Origin of the sequence: Stenotrophomonas maltophilia, from assembly GCF_900186865.1 — a bacterium.
Classification (GTDB): domain Bacteria; phylum Pseudomonadota; class Gammaproteobacteria; order Xanthomonadales; family Xanthomonadaceae; genus Stenotrophomonas; species Stenotrophomonas maltophilia.
In genome coordinates this window covers 1,690,159-1,708,514 of sequence record NZ_LT906480.1, presented here as the reverse complement: position 1 = coordinate 1,708,514, position 18,356 = coordinate 1,690,159, and the positions used below count along the sequence as shown (strand labels likewise).

12 protein-coding genes and 2 pseudogenes are annotated in these 18,356 nt (G+C 67.6%); 5 read left to right on the top strand and 9 right to left on the bottom strand.

The window, feature by feature from the left end; all coding sequences use genetic code 11:
* Positions 1–120: 120 nt before the first annotated feature.
* On the bottom strand, positions 121–609 hold the full coding sequence (gene bfr, locus CKW06_RS08175; protein WP_005408763.1) for a bacterioferritin: 489 nt from the start codon (positions 607–609) through the stop codon (positions 121–123).
* Positions 610–732: 123 nt separating this feature from the next.
* On the opposite strand from bfr, the gene CKW06_RS08170 reads away from it, so the two are divergent.
* Positions 733–3,060, top strand: a complete 2,328-nt coding sequence (locus CKW06_RS08170; RefSeq protein WP_024957853.1) for a penicillin acylase family protein — start codon at positions 733–735, stop codon at positions 3,058–3,060.
* A gap of 82 nt (positions 3,061–3,142) precedes the next feature.
* Here CKW06_RS08170 and CKW06_RS08165 read toward each other — a convergent pair whose 3' ends face one another.
* The 8 genes and pseudogenes from CKW06_RS08165 to map form a co-directional block, all read right to left on the bottom strand.
* Positions 3,143–4,531: a cation:proton antiporter domain-containing protein gene (locus CKW06_RS08165; protein ID WP_032964109.1), complete on the bottom strand. Its 1,389-nt coding sequence runs from the start codon at positions 4,529–4,531 to the stop codon at positions 3,143–3,145.
* A 99-nt stretch (positions 4,532–4,630) separates the two neighbouring features.
* Positions 4,631–6,322, bottom strand: coding sequence for an asparagine synthase B (asnB, locus tag CKW06_RS08160; RefSeq protein WP_024957851.1), 1,692 nt, complete (start codon positions 6,320–6,322; stop codon positions 4,631–4,633).
* Between the two features lie 536 nt (positions 6,323–6,858).
* Positions 6,859–7,986 (bottom strand): succinyl-diaminopimelate desuccinylase, encoded by a 1,128-nt coding sequence (gene dapE / locus CKW06_RS08150; RefSeq protein WP_024957850.1) that lies wholly within the window; start codon positions 7,984–7,986, stop codon positions 6,859–6,861.
* A complete protein-coding gene (locus CKW06_RS08145) occupies positions 7,983–8,354 on the bottom strand; it encodes an arsenate reductase (RefSeq protein ID WP_024957849.1) in 372 nt (123 codons plus the stop codon). The genes dapE and CKW06_RS08145 overlap by 4 nt, the downstream gene beginning before the upstream one ends.
* 31 nt (positions 8,355–8,385) lie before the next feature.
* A pseudogene (locus tag CKW06_RS24180) lies at positions 8,386–8,616 on the bottom strand (hypothetical protein); the annotation flags it as partial.
* 160 nt (positions 8,617–8,776) lie between these two features.
* The gene (dapD, locus tag CKW06_RS08135) at positions 8,777–9,838 is read right to left on the bottom strand and encodes a 2,3,4,5-tetrahydropyridine-2,6-dicarboxylate N-succinyltransferase (RefSeq protein WP_024957848.1); all 1,062 of its coding nucleotides are present in this window, start codon (positions 9,836–9,838) and stop codon (positions 8,777–8,779) included.
* A complete protein-coding gene (locus CKW06_RS08130) occupies positions 9,838–12,447 on the bottom strand; it encodes a [protein-PII] uridylyltransferase (RefSeq protein WP_457853131.1) in 2,610 nt (869 codons plus the stop codon). The genes dapD and CKW06_RS08130 overlap by 1 nt, the downstream gene beginning before the upstream one ends.
* A 20-nt stretch (positions 12,448–12,467) precedes the next feature.
* Positions 12,468–13,310: a type I methionyl aminopeptidase gene (gene map, locus CKW06_RS08125; RefSeq protein WP_005408754.1), complete on the bottom strand. Its 843-nt coding sequence runs from the start codon at positions 13,308–13,310 to the stop codon at positions 12,468–12,470.
* Positions 13,311–13,483: 173 nt separating this feature from the next.
* Here map and CKW06_RS08120 point away from each other — a divergent pair, with 173 nt between their 5' ends.
* From CKW06_RS08120 to CKW06_RS08105, 4 genes and pseudogenes are all read left to right on the top strand, one after another.
* The gene (locus CKW06_RS08120) at positions 13,484–14,014 is read left to right on the top strand and encodes a Csu type fimbrial protein (RefSeq protein WP_024957846.1); all 531 of its coding nucleotides are present in this window, start codon (positions 13,484–13,486) and stop codon (positions 14,012–14,014) included.
* Positions 14,014–14,763: a fimbrial biogenesis chaperone gene (locus tag CKW06_RS08115; protein WP_024957845.1), complete on the top strand. Its 750-nt coding sequence runs from the start codon at positions 14,014–14,016 to the stop codon at positions 14,761–14,763. Before CKW06_RS08120 ends, CKW06_RS08115 begins: the two co-directional genes overlap by 1 nt.
* Positions 14,764–14,770: 7 nt before the next feature.
* Positions 14,771–17,149, top strand: a pseudogene (locus tag CKW06_RS08110) (fimbria/pilus outer membrane usher protein).
* Entirely contained in the window at positions 17,146–18,180 is a 1,035-nt protein-coding gene (locus tag CKW06_RS08105; RefSeq protein ID WP_024957844.1) for a Csu type fimbrial protein, read from the top strand. The pseudogene CKW06_RS08110 and the gene CKW06_RS08105 overlap by 4 nt, the downstream one beginning before the upstream one ends.
* The last annotated feature ends 176 nt before the right edge of the window (positions 18,181–18,356 follow it).

Below are 18,356 nucleotides of genomic sequence, written 5' to 3'. Positions count from 1 at the left end.
CCTTTGCTCCTGGTAGAGCCGACTGTTAGTCGGCTGCTCTGCCGAAAGGCAGCCGACTAACAGTCGGCTCTACCGGGTTGGCTCTACCGGGTCGGCTCTACCGAAAAGAGCGACGTCGGCTCAGTGCGCCGGGGCGCCGTTGCCGTCGATCTTGCTCAGCTGGTACAGCTCCAGGCCGATGCGCTTGATCAGGCCCAGCTGCTGCTCCAGCCACCAGGCGTGGTCTTCCTCGGTGTCCTTCAGCTGGGCCAACAGGATGTCGCGGCTCACGTAGTCACCCTTCTCCTCGCACAGCTTCATGCCGGCGGCGAGATTGTTCCGAACCGCGTATTCAGTGTCGAGATCCTTCTGCAGCATCTCTTCCACGGTCTTGCCCGGCTCGGTGGCATGCGGGCGCATGTCCGGGTCGCCGCCCAGGAACAGGATCCGGCGCAGCAGCGCATCGGCGTGCTGGGTTTCCTCTTCCATCTCGTGGTTCAGGCGTTCGTACAGCGCGAACAGGCCCTGGTCCTCGTAGCGGCGGGAATGGATGAAGTACTGGTCGCGGGCAGCAAGCTCGCCGCGCAGCAGTTCCTTCAGGCAGGCGATGACGTCCGGGTTGCCTTTCATGGGGGGCTCCTGTGAATCGATGCGGCATAGGGTGCCGCATTTCAAAATACGGTGATCTAATCGGAATCAGTCGCAGTTGCGCCTGCGGCTACAATCGGCCCACGAGTTCGGAAAGGACGTGCGATGCGACGTACATGGCGTTGGGTGCTGGGCGTGTTGGTCGCCATCGTGCTGGTCACCGCACTGGTCCTGTGGCTGCTGCTGCGCGGCAGCCTGGCCGACCTGGACGGCGAGCATGCGCTGCCCGGCCTGGCCAGGCCGGTCACCATCGAGCGCGATGCGCTGGGCGTGGTCACCATCACCGCCACCAGCCAGGCCGACGCAATGCGCGCATTGGGCCGCGTGCATGCGCAGGAACGCTATTTCGAGATGGACCTGATGCGCCGTAGCGCCGCCGGCGAACTGTCCGCACTGTTTGGCCCGAAGGCGATCGATGCCGACAAGCGCATGCGCGTGCATCGGCTGCGCGCGCGCACCGAGGCGAACATGCAGGCTGCGCTGGGCGACAACGTCGAAGCCGTGAGCGCCTATGTCGGTGGGGTCAATGAGGGCCTGGCCGGCCTCTCCGTGCGGCCATGGGCCTACCTGCTGCTGCGGCAGTCGCCGCAACCGTGGCAGGCCAGCGACAGCGTGCTGACCGGGCTGGCCATGTACGCCGACCTGCAGGACCCCGGCAACCAGACTGAGCTTGCACTGAGCCGCATCCGCGCAGTGGTGCCGCCGGCGCTGTACGCATTGATCGCCCACGACGGCACCGAATGGGATGCGCCGCTGTTCGGCGAACCCACCGGCAACGCTGCCCTGCCCGATGCCAGCCAGCTGGATCTGCGCACATTGGACGCGAAACCGGGCACCAAGCAGGAAGAGGCCGATGTCATCGGCAGCAACAACTTCGCCGTGGCCGGCGCGCTCACCGCCGACGGTCGCGCGATCGTCGCCGACGACATGCATCTCGGTCTGCGCGCGCCGGGTCTGTGGTTCCGCGTGCGCCTGCGCTACCCCGATCCACAGGCCGCTGGCGGCCAGGTCGACGTCACCGGTTTCTCGCTGCCTGGCCTGCCGGCGGTGATCGTCGGCAGCAACGGCCACGTCGCCTGGGGCTTCACCAACAGTTACATAGACACCGCCGATTACCGCACTGAACCAGCCAACGCCGCAGTGACCGTGCATGAAGAGCGGATTGCGGTGGCCGGCCAGGCCGACGTGCTGTTCCCGGTGCGCGAATCCGCCTGGGGGCCGATCCTGCACACGCATGCCGATGGCAGCGGCGACGCGCTGCGCTGGGTCGCCCACCTGCCCGGCGCGGTGCGCCTGGACTTCGGTGACCTGGCCCGCGCCGGTGACCTGGACAGTGCCCTGCAGTTCGCCGACCACGCCGGCATCCCCGCACAGAACCTGGTGGTCGGCGACCGCAGCGGACGCATCGCCTGGCGCCTGATCGGCGCCCGCCCCGACCGCGGTCCGGGCTGTGCACCGGCCGGCTTCACCGCCGCCAACAACCACGACTGCGCCCCCTGGCCGATCCGCAGCGACGCCTCGCCGGCATTGATCGACCCACCCAACCATCGCCTGTGGACCGCCAACAGCCGCGTCCTCGACGGCGAGGCACTGACCAATGTCGGCAATGGTGGCTATGACCTTGGCGCCCGCGCGCGGCAGATCCGCGATCTGCTCGCCATCCAGGACCGTTTCGACGAGCACGATCTGCTGGCGATCCAGCTCGACGATCGCGCGGTGTTCCTGCAGCGCTGGTGGGCCCTGCTGCACGACGTCATCGAGCGCAGTGACGACCCTGCACTGAAGCGTTTGAAGGAAGTCAGCCATCAATGGGGCGGTCGTGCCGCGGCCAGTTCGGTCAGCTACCGGGTAGTACGTGAATTCCGCACCCAGGTGATGGAGACGTTGTCCGATGCACTGCTGGCACCGGCCAATGCGCAGCTGGGTGATGACTACCTCGACCCACGACTGGCGCAGCTGGAAGGCGTGGCCTGGCCGATGCTGCAACAGCGTCCGGCCCATCTGCTGCCACCGGCCTTCGACAGCTGGGATGCGCTGCTGATCGACGCGGCACGCCGTACCGAGAGCGAGCTGGCCAAGCAGGGACCGCTGTCCAAGCGCACCTGGGGCGAACGCAACACTGCGGCGATCTGCCACCCCATCGCACGGGCGCTGCCGGGCATCGCCAAGCGCTGGCTGTGCATGCCCGCCGACCAGCTGCCCGGCGACCGTGACATGCCACGCGTGCAGACGCCGAACTTCGGTGCTTCCGAGCGCATGGTGGTCTCGCCCGGCCACGAGGCCGACGGCATCGTGCACATGCCGGGCGGCCAGAGCGGCCATCCACTGTCACCCTACTGGGGCGCCGGCCACGAGGACTGGGTGCATGGACGGCCGACGCCCTTCCTGCCCGGCAAGGCGCAGCACGTGATGACACTGGTGCCGGCGCGGTAGTGCCGGCCATTGGCCGGCATCCATGCAGGTGTGTCCAGCATCATGAGGTTGCCGGCCAGCGGCCGGCACCACCGTTCAACGCTCAAGCCCTGCGACGCTCGATCAGGTTCAGCAGCGGCCCGGTCATCGCCGTGGTCACCAGCGCCATGACCACCAGCACCGCGAACAGGCGGTCGCCGAGCAGGCCCAGCTCGTAACCCAGGTTGAGCACGATCAGCTCCATCAGGCCACGGGTGTTCATCAGCGCGCCCAACCGCCACGCCTCGCGCGTGGGCATGCCGGCACTGCGTGCAGCACTGAAGGTGCCCAGCAGCTTGCCGGCCGTTGCCACCACGATCACCACCCCGCACAACACGATGTCGCTGGCCTGCAGCGAATCGGCACGCATGCGCAGGCCGGTCATGGCGAAGAACAACGGCAGCAGCAGGGTCACCGCAAACGGTTCGACGCGGGCCATCAACAGGTCGCGCAGCTGCACGTTGGACGATACCGCGACGCCCGCCGCGAAGGCACCGAACAGCGCGTGGATGCCCAGCATTTCAGTGATCAGGGCACTACCCAACGACAGCAGCAGGATGCCGAGCAGCCAGCGCCCCTCACGGCCCGGCGCAATCTGCTGGCGGGCAAACCACGGCTTCACCAGCCCCAGCATCAGCGCCACGAAGGCGACCACGCACAGCAGGTTGAGGCTGGCCGGCAGCCATCCACTGGCCTGTGCAGCCGCGACGATCAATGCCAGCAGGCACCATGCGGTGGCATCGCCCAATGCCGCGCAGGCGATGGCGGTCTGCCCCAGCGACGTCTGCGCGATGCCGCGGTCGGCAAGGATGCGCAGCAGCACCGGGAACGCGGTGATGCTCATCGAGATGCCGACGAAAAGTGCGAAGGCAGTGAAGCCCACGCCCTGCGGGCCGTGCTGCGGATACAGCCAGATCGCCAACGCGACGCCGAGCACGAACGGCACCGCGATGCCGGCATGGCTGACCGTGAAGGCGAAACGCCGGCGGCCGCGCAGTGCCGCCAGGTCCAGCTCGGCACCGGCCACCAGCAGGAACATCAGCACGCCCAGCTGGCTGAGCATGCCCAACGGCCCCAACGAGTTGGCCGGGAACAACGCACCATGCAACTGCGGCAGCAGGCTGCCGAGCACCAGCGGGCCCATCATCAGGCCGGCCGCCATCTCGCCAATAACCGCCGGCTGGCCCAGCCGCTTCAGCAATGCACCCGCCCCCTTGGCTACCAGCAACAGCACCAGCAGCTGCAGCAGGAACAGGCCCAGCGGTGACGCCAGATGCTGCGCCCAGCTGCCTTCGGCAGCAACCGTGGCACGGGCGACCATCTCGGGCGCCGCCGGCCCGGCATACCGCGCCAGCAGCACGCCGGCCAGCAACGGCACCCCGGCCCACGCCAGATAACGCCATCCCCATTTCGTGGGCGGCGCGTTGCCGCCTGCCTGTACGTCCATGAACATTCCCCAATGCGCAGGGGGCGATCATACAAAAAGGGGACGGAGGGGATTAAGTCGTTTGTGCCACTAACGACTTAATCCCCTCCGTCCCCTTTTTGGGGCTTAGGCCAGTGCCTGCTCGTGCACGCCGGCGATCGCGCGTCCGGAAGGGTCGGCAGCTGCGGCGAAGCTGGCGTCCCAGGCAATGGCCGCCGGCGACGAGCAGGCGATCGACTTGCCGCCCGGCACGGTCTCCGCGGCCGCACGGCTGGGGAAGAACTGCTCGAACAGGTGGCGGTAGTAATACGCCTCCTTGGTCTGCGGCGGGTTGTGCGGGAAGCGCTTGTCGGCCGCCGCCAGCACGCGGTCACTCACCTGCGCCTCGGCATGCGCCTTCAGGCCGTCGATCCATCCATAGCCGACGCCATCGCTGAACTGCTCCTTCTGACGCCACAGGATGCTGTCCGGCAGGTAGCCGTCGAATGCCTCGCGCAGCACCGCCTTCTCGATGCGACGGCCACCGAAGCCGGCACCGACCATCTTGTGCGCAGCATCGAAGCGCATCGCCACGTCGAGGAATTCACGATCCAGGAACGGCACGCGTGGCTCCACCCCCCAGGCCATCATCGACTTGTTGGCACGCAGGCAGTCGTAGTTGTGCAGCGCGTCGAGCTTGCGCACCAGCTCCTCGTGGAATTCACGCGCATCCGGTGCCTTGTGGAAATACAGGTAGCCACCAAAGATCTCATCGCTGCCCTCGCCGGAGAGCACCATCTTCACCCCCATCGCCTTGATCCGCCGCGCCAGCAGGAACATCGGCGTGGAGGCGCGGATGGTGGTGACGTCGTAGGTTTCGATGTGGCGGATCACTTCCGGCAGCGCATCGAGGCCTTCCTCGAAGGTGTATTCGAAGCCGTGATGCACGGTGCCCAGCGCTTCGGCAGCAATGGCAGCGGCAGCCAGATCGGGCGAGCCCTTCAAGCCGATCGCGAACGAATGCAGGCGCGGCCACCAGGCTTCGGTCTGCCCGCCATCCTCGATGCGGCGACGTGCATAGCGCGCGGCTACCGCCGCCACCAGCGACGAGTCCAGGCCACCGGACAGCAGCACGCCGTACGGCACGTCGCTCATCAACTGGCGTTCCACCGCGTGCTCGAAGGCCTGGCGCAGTTCGGCCAGATCGGCCTGGCGACCCTGCACGTCGGCATAGTCACGCCACGGTTGCTGGTAGTAGCGCACCAGTTCACCGCTGGCACTGTCGAAATAGTGGCCCGGCGGGAACTGCGCCACATCGGCACAGGTATCGACCAGCGCCTTCATTTCCGAGGCCACGCGCAAGCGCCCCTGGGCGTCGTGGCCCCAGTACAGCGGCACCACACCGACCGGGTCGCGCGCCACCAGCACGCGTCCACTGTCACGGTCCCACAGCGCGAAGGCGAAGATGCCGTTGAGCTGTTCCAGCCACTGCGCCGGCGCGCCGCCCTGGCGGTACAGCGCGTTGATCACCTCGCAGTCCGAGCCGGTCTGGAAGTCGTAGGTGGTGGTCAGCGCCGCCGTCAACGCCTGGTGGTTGTAGATCTCGCCGTTCACCGCCAGCGCCAGCTGGCCATCGGCCGACAGCAGCGGCTGCGAACCACCGGCCGGATCGACGATGGCCAGCCGTTCATGGACCAGCAGCGCACCTTCGTCGAGGTACACGCCGCTCCAGTCCGGGCCACGGTGGCGCTGGCGTTGCGACAGTTCCAACGCGTGGCGGCGCAGGGTGGGAAGATCGTCACCGGCCTGCAGGCCGAAGATTCCGAAGATCGAACACATGGGGGAGCTCCTGTTGGGGAATTTCACGGGTGGGAAGGTGTTCGACCGGCCATCCAGGCCCGGGCAGGCTGCGCCCGGGCACAAAAAAACCCGCATCGGCTGATGCGGGTTTTCTGGTGTCCGGGCGTGTGTTGCTGTCTATCTACCCAGGGCGCAGTCCCGCATCGGCCGCGCACGATTATTCGCGCGCAGATTATTGCGGTTGTTGTTGTTGACGGCGGTGGCCAGGCGGATCGACATGGCATCGACCCTACCCCGGTTTCCAGCGCGGCGCAACAGTTGCGTCGGCAACCGAGGCACCGGGGCACTGGTTGCCCTGCCCTGCCTGGGCCTGGCGGCCTACCAGACCCTCACCCGCCTTCGGCCCTGCCAGCGGCGGCCGGCTTGTTCGCCAGGCCCCAGGCGCAGCGCTTCTACATGGCCGCGCCAAGCTACTGGGAAAAGGCGATCATGCCGCCGTTACTCATCTTTTCGGACCAGGGCCCGGCTGCAGTCCTGCGGAAGGTGTGCCGACCGACGATCGGCATCCACCCTCCTCACACCAGCAGCCGTTCCACCAGCCGCTGGTACAGCCCCGGCAACGCTTCCAGATCGTCCACGCGCACGTTCTCGTCCACCTGGTGGATGCTGGCATTGACCGGGCCTACTTCGATGCATTGCGCGCCCAATGGCGCGATGAAGCGTGCATCGGAGGTGCCGCCGCCGGTGCTTTCTTCTGGCGCGCGGCCGATGTGCTCGGCCAGCACCGCACGGGCGATGGCGCGCAGCGTGCCTTCCGGGGTGTAGAACGGCTCGCCGCTTCGATGCCACTTCAATGTGTACTGCAGGCCATGCCGTTCCAGTAGTGCGGTGATCTCCGCCTCCAGCGTAGGCGCATCCCAGTGCGGGTTGTAGCGGATGTTGAAATCCACGTCGAGCTCACCGGGAATCACGTTGTTGGCACCGGTGCCGGCGTGGATGTTGGAGATCTGCAGGCTGGTCGGCGGGAAACTCTCGTAGCCGTCGTCCCAGCGCCGCGCGCATAGTTCGGCCAGGGCCGGCGCCGCCTGGTGGATCGGGTTGCGTGCCTTCTCCGGATACGCCACATGGCCCTGTACGCCGTGGACGCGCAGTTTGGCCGACAGGCTGCCACGACGCCCCACGCGCAGCAGATCGCCCAGCGTCGCGGTCGACGACGGCTCACCGGTGATGCACCAGTCGATGCGCTGCCCGCGTGCGGCGAACAGGCGTGCGACGTGACGCACGCCATCGATGGCATCGCCCTCCTCGTCGCTGGTCAGCAGTACCGCCAGCGTGCCGGGATGGTCGGGATGGTCGGCGACGAACTGCTCGGCGGCCACCACGAACGCCGCCACGCTGCCTTTCATGTCGGCGGCACCGCGCCCATACAGCACGCCATCGCGGATCTGCGGCGTGAACGGGTCGCTGGTCCAGGACTCGCGCGGGCCGGTGGGCACCACGTCAGTGTGGCCCAGCAGAACCAGCACCGGCGCGCCCTGGCCATGGGTCGCCCACAGATTGTCAACGTCGCCCAGGCGCAGATGATCGCACTGGAATCCGGCCTGCTTCAGCCGCGCCGCCAACAGCGCCTGGCAACCAGCATCGTCCGGCGTTACCGAAGGTCGCGCAATCAGCTCGCAGGTCAGGTCGAGGACCGCGCTCATGCGTCGCCCACGCCGAAGCGTGCCTTGAAGCCATTGTCACTGAAACCCTGGCTGGCCTTGCCATCGGCGGTGACCACCAGCGGGCGCTTGATCAGCTGCGGATACTCGCGCAGCAGCAGCTTCCATTCGGCCTCGGAGTCCGCGGCCTTGCGGTTGTCCGGCAACTGCCGCCAGGTGGTGGAGGACTTGTTGACCATCGCCGCCAGCCCCCCCAGCTGCGCGGCCCACGCCAGCAGCATTTCCGGGCTGGGCTTGTTGTCGCGGTAGTCGACGAAGGTGTACGGCACGCCGAAGCGGTCCAGCCACTTGGTCGCCTTCTTGCAGGTATCGCAGTTCTTCAAACCGTAGACAGTGGTGCTCATGGCCATCTGTGATGCTGGAAAACAGAGGGCCAGAATCTCACAACAGGCGCTCGGACACGACCCGGAACGGCACTCTCGGCAAGCGGAAGGCCAGGCCCGATGCAAGCGCCACGCCCATCGCCTGCAGACGCGGGCACTGCAGCTCGCGTTCCAAGCGCAGCGGCTGCAGGCTGTCGAGGTCTACCGGCAGCCCGATGCGGGTGCTGGCCCAGCGACAGTCGCAGGTGCGGGCGATGGCCTCGTCCTGGCAGGTGAGGAAACGCAGGAGGGCCTGATGGCCACCGAAGGCGGCGCCGGCATCGGCCAGCGCCGCGACAGTGCGCGGCGCAGTCGGGTCCAGCGCGGGGCGTACAGCATCCGCCCCAACAGGGTGTCGGACGGATGCCGGTAGATCGCGGACTGCGCCAGATCCTCCGGCGCAGCCACCTTCAGTCGGCCAGGCCGCGCAGCAGGTCGTTGACGCTGGTCTTGCTGCGGGTCCTGGCATCAACCTGCTTGACGATCACCGCGCAGTACAGCGAATGCGTACCGTCCTTGCTCGGCAGCGAGCCGGACACCACCACGCTGTACGGCGGGATGTAGCCGTAGCTGATCTCACCGGTCGCGCGGTTGTAGATGCGGGTGCTCTGGCTGAGGAACACGCCCATGCCGATCACACTGTGGTGGCCAACCACTACGCCTTCCACCACTTCCGACCGCGCACCGATGAAGCAGTGGTCTTCAATGATGGTCGGGCTGGCCTGCAGCGGTTCCAGCACGCCGCCGATGCCGGCGCCGCCGGACAGGTGGCAGTGCTGGCCGATCTGGGCGCAGGAACCCACGGTGGCCCAGGTATCGACCATGGTGCCTTCACCTACATAGGCGCCGATGTTGGTGAAGCTCGGCATCAGCACCACGTCCTTGCCGAAGTACGTACCGCGGCGGGCAATGGCGCCCGGCACCACGCGCACGCCACCACGACGGAACTTCGCTTCGTCATAGCCGGCAAAACGCGATTCGACCTTGTCCCAGAACGGCGCCGGGCGCGCATCGACCACGGCCATGTCGTTGACGCGGAAGTACAGCAGCACCGCCTTCTTCAACCACTCGTTGACCTTCCAGCCACCATGGCCGTCCGGTTCGGCAACGCGGAATTCGCCGCTTTCCAGGCCATCGATCACACGGTTGACCAGCGGCCTGGTCGAGCCTTCCAGTTCGTGCAGGGTCAGCGTGGCGCGGCGTTCGAAGGCACTTTCGATGCCGAACTTCAGTTCTTCCACGCCCGGCGTGGCCGGCTTGCGCAGCGACTTGCGGGCGATGGTTTCGGCGCGTGCGGCTTCTGCACTCTTGGCCGGGGCCTTCTTCGGTGCCGCCACCTTCTTCGCCGGCGCCTTCACCGCTGCGGCTTTCTTCGGCGCGGCAGCCTTCTTCGCGGCCGGCACGGCGGCAATCTTCTTGGCCGCTGCGCTCTTGGCGGTGGCAGCAGTCTTCTTAACAGGCTTGGTGGCCATCAGGCGGGGTCTCCGGCGTTTCGATCAGGGTCCAGGCAGGCCAGCATCGCGTCATGCAGCTGCTGCCGGGCAGGTTCAGTCAGGGGGAGGTCGTGTTCGTCACTGATCACGAAGGTGTCTTCGGCGCGTTCGCCGAACGTGGCAATGCGCGCATCATGCACGCGCAGGCCCTGGTTGCGCAGCACGAACGCCACGTCGGCCAGCAGGCCGGGGCGGTCAGGTGCGACCAGGGCAAAACGGGTTGCGCCCGGTTCATCGCGGAACTCGATGCGCGGGGCGAAGCGGAAATGGCGCAGCTGGCGTGGCACCACCCGACGCGACGGGCGCAGGCGCGACAGGTCACCACTGAGTGCCTCGCGCAGCGCGGCCTCCAGATTGGCGCTGCTGCCATCGGCGAAGCTGTCGGCCGGGTTCACTTCGAAGGTATCGAAAATGGTGTCGGCCGGACCATCCAGCACGCGCGCGCGATGGATGCCGTAGCCCTTGCGGTCCAGGGTCATCACGATGGCGGCGAACAGGCCGTCGCGGTCCGGCGAATGCACGAACACTTCCAATGCCGGGTCGTCGACGCTGATGCGGCGCACCTTCACCAGCGCCTGGCCCTGTTTCACCGGTACCAGCGCGGCGGCCTGCCAGGCCAGCTGCTCCGGGCGCAGGCGGATGAAGCCTTCGTCGGGCATCACGGCGAACTGGCGGTCGATGGTGGCATCGTCGTAGCCCTGCTCGCGCACCAGCGCACGCACGCTGTCACGCGCCTCGGCCACGCGCTCGGCGGCAGGCACCGGGTGCTCAAGGCCTTCACGCAGCGCGCGCCGGGTCGCGAAATACAGGTCGGCCAGCAGGCGGTCCTTCCACGCGTTCCACAGCTTCGGGCTGGTGCCGGCGATATCGGCACAGGTCAGCAGGTACAGATAGTCGAGGCGGTCGCGGCTGCCGACCAGGGTCGCAAAGCGATGGATCACCACCGGGTCGGCGATGTCCTGCTTCTGCGCGGTCACCGACATGCGCAGATGCTGTTCGACCAGCCAGGCCACCAGTTCGGTGTCGGAGATGCTCAGGGCATGCGCCTGGCAGAACGCGCGCGCATCGACCGCGCCCAGTTCGGAGTGGTCGCCACCGCGCCCCTTGGCAATGTCATGGAACAGGCCGGCCAGCAGCAACAGCTCCGGCTTGCGCAGGCGCGGCCACACCTCATGTGCGATCGAGAAGCGCTCGTCGGCACGGCTGCTGGCGAACTGGCCGATGTTGCGCAGGACCATCAGCGTGTGCTGGTCCACCGTATAGACATGGAACAGGTCGAACTGCATGCGCCCGCTGACCTGGGCGAATGCCGGAATCCACTGGCCGAGCACGCCCAGCCGCGCCATGCGCGAAAGCGTATCGACCGGGCGCTGGCCACGCAGCAGGGCCAGGAACTGCTCGCGCGCATCGGAGTCGGCCTGGTCGTAGGCCGGCAGCAGCGGCAGCGATTCGGCCAGCGCGCGCGCGGTCAGCGAATGCAGGCCGCGCACCTGCGGATTGTTGGCCCAGCTGGAGAACAGCGCGAACACCTGGCCGATATCGCCACGCGGCCAATCGGCATCATTGGCCGCCAGGTAGCCGCGTCGCAGGGAAAAACCCACGGTCAGCGGTTCCGGCTGCGCCTCGCCATCGAACTGTTCCTCGAAGCGCTGCAGCAGGCGGTCGCTGATCCGGCGTACCACCAGCGCGGCGCGGTAGAAGCCCTGCATCATCTTTTCGACACCGAGATTCTCGGCATCGTCTTCGAAGCCCAGGCGCGCGGCCAGGGTCTTCTGGTAATCGAAGCGCAGGCGCTCTTCCGGGCGGCGTGCCACCAGGTGCAGGCCGAACCGCAACCGCGCCAGCACCGCACGCTCGCGCTTCAGCGCGGCCGCTTCGTCGGCACCCAGGTGGCCCAGGCCGACCAGCGCTTCCAGGTCGCGCACGCCGAAGGCGCGCAGCGCCATCCAGCCCAGCGTGTTGAGATCGCGCAGGCCGCCGGGGCCATCCTTGAGATCCGGTTCCAGGTTGTCGGCGGTGTCGCCGAAACGCTGGTGGCGGTTGCGCAGCTCTTCCAGCTTGGCCAGGAAGAAGGCACGTGCAGGCCACAGCTCACGGTCGTCGATGGCCTCGCGCAGCGCACGGCGGGCAGTGTCCTCGGCCAGGATCGGACGCGCTTCGATCAGCGCGGTCAACACGGTCTGGTCGGCAGCAGCCTCGCGGCACTGCGCGGCACTGCGCACCGCATGGCTGACCGCCAGCCCGCAATCCCACAGCAGCGCGAACAGGCGCGCCAGTGCGGATTCGTGTGCCAGCTGTGCCGGCGGGTCGCCGAACACCAGCAGGTCGATGTCCGAGCGCGGGAACAGTTCACCGCGCCCATACCCCCCCACTGCGAACAGCGACAGGCCGCTGTCGGCCGGCAGGCAGCGCTGCCAGGCCAGGCGGATCAGATGATCGGCGGCACGCGCGCGCAGCGCCAGCAGGCGCTCGATGTTGTCGCCCTGGTCGAAGCGGCGGTACAGGCGCGCGTCGGCCTGCTGCAGCGCCTGGCGCGCAGCAGCAGCCCAGTCCGGGTCGTTGAGCGACGCGGCCGGCGTGTCCAGCAGCGAACTCGCCGGCAGCATCCTCAGGAGACCTGCGACTCGCCCGGCGACAGCGTCAGCACGTCGACGCCGGTCTCGGTGACCGCGATCATGTGCTCCCACTGCGCCGACAGCTTGCGGTCCTTGGTCACCACGGTCCAGCCATCCGGCAGCACCTTGTTGTAGCGGGTGCCCTCGTTGATCATCGGCTCGATGGTGAAGGTCATGCCCGGCTGCAGCACCAGGCCCTGGCCCGGGCGGCCGTAATGCACCACCTGCGGCTCGTCGTGGTAGACCTTGCCGATGCCGTGGCCGCAGTACTCGCGCACCACGCTGAAACGCTCGCCTTCGGCGTAGCTCTGGATGGCATGGCCGATGTCGCCCAGGGTTGCGCCCGGACGCACCGCACGGATGCCGCGCCACATCGCTTCGTACGTGGTTTCCACCAGGCGGCGGGCCATCACCGACGGCGTGCCGACGAAGTACATGCGGCTGGTGTCGCCGTGCCAGCCGTCCTTGATGACGGTAACGTCGATATTGATGATGTCGCCATCCTTGAGCACCTTCCCTTCGCTGGGAATGCCGTGGCAGATGACGTTGTTGACCGAGGTGCACACGGTCTTCGGGAAGCCGCGGTAGCCGACGTTGGCCGGAATCGCGCCCTGCACGTTCACGATGTGGTCGTGGCAGATGCGGTCCAGCTCCTCGGTGGTGACACCGGGCTTGACGTGGGGGGTGACGATGTCGAGCACTTCGCTGGCCAGGCGGCCGGCGATGCGCATCATCTCGATTTCCTGCGGGGTTTTCAGATTCACGCTCATGGCGCCCATTATCGCCGATCCGGCTGCAATCTGAACGAACGCCACCCAACTGGCGATCCGGGGCATGCACGGTTCCGGCAAGGAAAGTGAAAGCGTGACGATCTCCACCCTTTCGCACGCCTGTTTATCACGGATTACAGACACTTACCCGCACAAGCTGGCCGCGACCGTCGTCAAAGCGGCCCTGAACGCGCCGCCTTCGCCTTGTTCAACAGACCTTCGGGTCAGGGAGGTTGTCCATGCGATCCACGTTCCGCTCACCGCTCGCCTGGGCCCTGACCGGACTGTTGCTGGCCGGCCCCGCACTGGCGGCCGATACCACGACCTTCAACGTCACCCTGGTGGTCACCAAGGCCTGCACGATCACGGCCGCGGCCGCCACCAACGTTGATTTCGGCACGGCGGCCTCGACCACGGCGACCCCCACCCTGGGCCAGGGCACGGTGACCGCCCAGTGCTCGGCCCTGACCCCGTACACGATTTCGCTGAACGCGGGCGCCAATGCCAGCACCGCCAACGACGTCGCCACCCGCCGGATGAAGAACACCAATGCTGCGGTGACCGCCAACAACTTCGTCGGCTACCAGCTGTACCAGGACGCCGCGCATACCCTGGTCTGGGGCGCCACCTCAGGCACCAACACCCAGGCCGGCATCGGCACCGGCCTGGCCGTGCCCTACATCGTCTACGGCCAGATCCTGAACCTGAGCACCAACAACCCGGCCACCGGCAACTACCTGGATACGGTCACCGCCACGATCACCTATTGATGGAGCACGCCCGCATGGCCGGACCCCGCCCGTGGCGCGCCACCGGCGTGGCGCTGCTCGCCCTTTGCCTGCTGGCCACCGCCCCTGCCGGTGCCACCAGCCTGCAGGTCGCCCCCACCAGCCTCCAGCTTGAGGCCCGCCAGCGCGCCGGCGAACTGTGGCTGACCAACAGTGGCACCTCGCCGGTCAGGCTGCAGGTGCGCGTCTTCCGCTGGGTACAGCAGGATGGCCAGGAACAACTGCTGCCCACCGATGAACTGCTGGCCACCCCTCCGATGCAGGAACTGGGCGCTGGCCAGCAGCAGCTGGTACGGGTGATGCGCCCGAACCACGAACCGCCTGCGGCACAGCAGTACTACCGGCTGATCGTCGACGAAGTGCCTGACCTGGCGACCCGTGCCAACGGCATGCAGTTCGTGCTGCGCTATTCGATTCCGGTGTTCGTGCAACCCTCGGGCGGCAAGCTGGCGCCGCGCCTGCAGGCCAGCCTGGTCCGGCTGGAGGACGGACGCAATGGCGTGGAGGTAGCCAACACCGGCAACGCCTATGTACAGATCGCCGACCTGGCGCTGGGCAGCGCCCAGCGTCCGCGCATCGTGCACCCCGGCCTGCTGGGGTATGTACTGCCCGGGCAGGTGATGCGCTGGCCGATCGAGCGCACGGCCATCGACCGCGACAACGACCAGATCACGGCCAAGCTCAATGGCGAGTCGGAACAGACGCCGCTGTCGCCACCACCGGCTCGCTGAGGCGTTGATGGGCGCGCTGTTGGCTGCCCTGGCTCCTGCGGCGACCGAGGCCGCCGATGTGTCCGGCATGGCTGCTGCCGGGGCTGCGGATGTCTCCGGGGTGTCGGCCGATGCGATCCTGCCTGCCCCCACGCCCCTGACCGCCAGCCAGACGCTTTACCTGGACGTCTCGCTCAACAGCACGCCGCGCGGCCTGCTGCCGTTCACCGAAAACCGTGGCCGGCTGCAGGCCAGCCCGGAAGTGCTGCGCCAGCTCGGCTTCAGCGCCCGCGGCGATGCGCCGGTCTATCTGGACCAGATCAGCGGGGCCGTGGTGCGCTACGACGCGCATATGCAGACCCTGGCCCTGGACGTGCCACTGGACAAGCTGACCCTGCCGACCACCGTGCTCAGCCAGCCGCAGACCCGCACACCGGCCGGCAGCGCCTCGCCCGGCCTGCTGCTGAACTACGACGTGTATGGCAGCCGGGTCGACACGCTCGGCAACCTCAGTCTCAGCTCTGAACTGCGCCTGTTCGGGATCGGCAACGGCACCTTCGAGAACACCGCGATCAGCCGCCGCTACCAGCAATCCGGTGACCGCCGCTGGCGTGGCGAGAGCGTGCGCCTGGACACCCGGTGGAGCCTGGACTTCCCCGACAGGGCGATGACCCTGGACGTCGGCGACTTCTACAGTGGTTTCGTCGATTGGACCCGGCCCGTGCGCATGGGTGGCCTGCAGATCGGCCGCAACTACGGCCTGCAGCCCTACCGCGTGCTGACCCCTACGCCCAGCTTCCTCGGCCAGGCGGTGGTGCCGTCCACGGTCGAGCTGTACGTCGATGGCCTGCGCCAGTACAGCGGGCAGGTGCCGGTCGGTCCATTCCAGCTGGCCGCGCAGCCCGGCATCAGCGGCACCGGCAATGCGCAGGTGGTGGTGACCGATGCGTTCGGCCGCATGCAGACGCTGGATTTCAGTTTCTATGGCACCCAGCAGCTGCTGGCCAAGGGCCTGTCGGACTGGTCGGTCGGCGTTGGCCGCCTGCGTGAGGATTTCGGCCAGCGCTCCTTCGCCTACGACGATCGCACCGTGGCCAGTGCCAGCTGGCGCGGCGGCGTCAGCGATGCCTTCACCAGCGAAGCACATGCCGAAGGCGGCGGTGGCCTGGCCCAGGCCGGCATCGGCGGCTGGTGACTGCTCGGCGGCGCGGGCGTGTTCAACGCCGCCTATGCGCACAGTGACTATCACGGCCTGCAGGGCGGGCAATGGGCACTGGGCTACAGCTGGAACAACCGCCGGCTCAACGTCAACCTGCGCACCGTGCGCAGCCATGGAGATTACCGCGACCTGGGCGCACTGCAGGGCAACCTGCCGCCGAGCATCAGCGAACAGGCCACGGTCGGCGCCGATCTGCTGCGGCTGGGCACACTCAGCGCCAGCTACCTGCGCCTGCGCTACCCCGACGGCGAGGACAACCGCTACGCCAGCCTGTTCTGGTCGCGCACCTGGAGCCAGCGCTGGTCGGCGTACCTGTCGGTGAACCAGAACCTGGACAAGAGCGATGACCGCAGCATCTACCTCTCGGTCACCGCCAGCCTGGGCAACAACCGCCAGGCCAGCCTGTCCAGCCAGCGCAATGGCGACAGCCAGAGCTGGGTGGCCGATGTCACCCAGCCCGTGCCTGGCGACGGCAGCGCCGGCGGCGTCGGTTGGCGCGCGCAGGTGCGCCATGGCGAAGATGGCAATGGTGGCCTGGCCGAAGTCGGCATCCTCAATGACGTCGGTCGCTACTCATTCGGCGCCTCGCGCCAGGGCGGCCTGAACTATGCCTACGCCAGCGCCAGTGGCAGCCTGGTGTGGATGGGTGGGCATGCCTTCGCCACCCGCGAGGTCTCCGACGCATTCGCGGTGATCAGCACCAATGGCGTCGGCGGCGTGCCGGTGCGGCTGGAAAACCGGCTGATCGGCGTGACCGATGATCGCGGCCTGCTGCTGGTCAGCCCGCTGCTGTCCTGGCAGCGCAACCGCGTCTCCATCGATACCCTGGACCTGCCCGAGGACATGCGCGCCGACCGCATCGAAGACTGGGTGACCCCACGCCAGCGCGCGGGCACGCGGGTGACCTTCGCGCTGCGTTCGCGGCCGTCGTTGAACCTGACCCTGCACGGCATGGACGGGCAACCGCTGGAGGTCGGCAGCGAGGTGCAGCTGCCGGACGGGCGACAGGCGCTGGTGGGCTATGACGGGCTGCTGTACCTGGAAGACGTGTCCGCCGGCAGCGTGCTGTACATCACCACCAGCCGCGGGCAATGCAGGGTGAAGGTACCGGACGTGCCCAAGGTGGTGGCTTCCGGCGCGCGGCCGAAGCCGGCACCGCTGGCGTGCATCCCGGAGGTAGCGCCATGAGGACGTTGCTGCTCGGCCTGCTGCTGGTCGCCGGCCTGCTGGCGGCGGCACCCGCCCGGGCCGTCGCGGTGTGCGCCGCCGTCGCCGACCCGACGCTGCCGTTCGGCAACGTCAACAGCAATGCCCCCGGTGCAACCACCGGCACGCTCAACATCACCGTGACCTGCACCACTGCCGCGCTGAGCGTGCTGGCCACTACCGGCGTGCGGGTCTGCGTGGGCATCGGCGCCGGCAGCGGCGGCGGCAGCAGCTCCAGCTGGCGGACGATGAAGACCAGCACCAGCGACAGCATGAACTTCCAGCTCTACAACACCTCCAACTTCAGCCAGGTGACCGGGTTGACCCCGCGCGGCTCGCCGCCGGCGCAGGAGCTGACCCTGACCTACAACGTGCCCCTGACCGGCGGCAGCGGCACGCAGACCACGCAGCTGTCCGCACAGATCCCCGCCAATCAGATCCTGGCGTCAGGCGCCTACAGCAGCACCTTCAACGGCGCCAACGTGGTGCTGACCTGGGCCTGGAACGAGGTCCTGCTCGGCAATGCCACGGTGCCCGCCAACTGCAACGGCGGCGCCACCGGCACCAACAGCATCAGCAACGCCTTCAGCTTCACCGCCACCGCCAACGTGTTGCCGCAGTGCGGCAGCTACGTCACCACCAACATGGACTTCGGCAACGTCACCGGCGGCATTCCCGCCAACATCGACCGGACCGCCACCCTGACCCTGACCTGCCTGAAGAACACGGCCTACCAGGTCAGCCTCAACAACGGCCAGAACAACCCCTCTGTCACCAGCACGCGGCGCATGGCCACCACCATCGGCGGCAGCACCTACTACCTCACCTACGAGCTGTACCGCAATGCCGCGCGCAGCCTGCGCTGGGGCAACACCCTCAACGTCGATACCGTTGGCGGCACCGGAAGTGGCAGCGCGCAGCAGCTGACCATCTATGGCCGGGTGCCGCCGGTCACCGGCCAGCCCCCGGCCGGCATCTACAACGATGTGGTGCAGGTGACGATCACTTATTGACCTGTGTGCCGACCAACGGTCGGCACCCACCAGGCAGGTTTCGGACGATCGACGCCCACCGGGGCGGTTTCGGCAGATCCACGTCATGCGTGGATGCGCGCATCATTCCTGTGCCAGGAGCAGTCGACTGACAGTCGACGCTACAGATTCGGCCGATCCAGCCGATACCGCGCAGC

Coding starts and splice junctions, on each gene's coding strand:
- map (WP_005408754.1), bottom strand. CDS start 13,310: ATGCCCCGGATCGCCAGTTGGGTGGCGTTCGTTCAGATTGCAGCCGGA.
- dapE (WP_024957850.1), bottom strand. CDS start 7,986: ATGAGCGCGGTCCTCGACCTGACCTGCGAGCTGATTGCGCGACCTTCG.
- CKW06_RS08120 (WP_024957846.1), top strand. CDS start 13,484: ATGCGATCCACGTTCCGCTCACCGCTCGCCTGGGCCCTGACCGGACTG.
- CKW06_RS08105 (WP_024957844.1), top strand. CDS start 17,146: ATGAGGACGTTGCTGCTCGGCCTGCTGCTGGTCGCCGGCCTGCTGGCG.
- bfr (WP_005408763.1), bottom strand. CDS start 609: ATGAAAGGCAACCCGGACGTCATCGCCTGCCTGAAGGAACTGCTGCGC.
- asnB (WP_024957851.1), bottom strand. CDS start 6,322: ATGTGTTCGATCTTCGGAATCTTCGGCCTGCAGGCCGGTGACGATCTT.
- CKW06_RS08115 (WP_024957845.1), top strand. CDS start 14,014: ATGGAGCACGCCCGCATGGCCGGACCCCGCCCGTGGCGCGCCACCGGC.
- dapD (WP_024957848.1), bottom strand. CDS start 9,838: ATGGCCACCAAGCCTGTTAAGAAGACTGCTGCCACCGCCAAGAGCGCA.
- CKW06_RS08170 (WP_024957853.1), top strand. CDS start 733: ATGCGACGTACATGGCGTTGGGTGCTGGGCGTGTTGGTCGCCATCGTG.
- CKW06_RS08165 (WP_032964109.1), bottom strand. CDS start 4,531: ATGTTCATGGACGTACAGGCAGGCGGCAACGCGCCGCCCACGAAATGG.
- CKW06_RS08145 (WP_024957849.1), bottom strand. CDS start 8,354: ATGGCCATGAGCACCACTGTCTACGGTTTGAAGAACTGCGATACCTGC.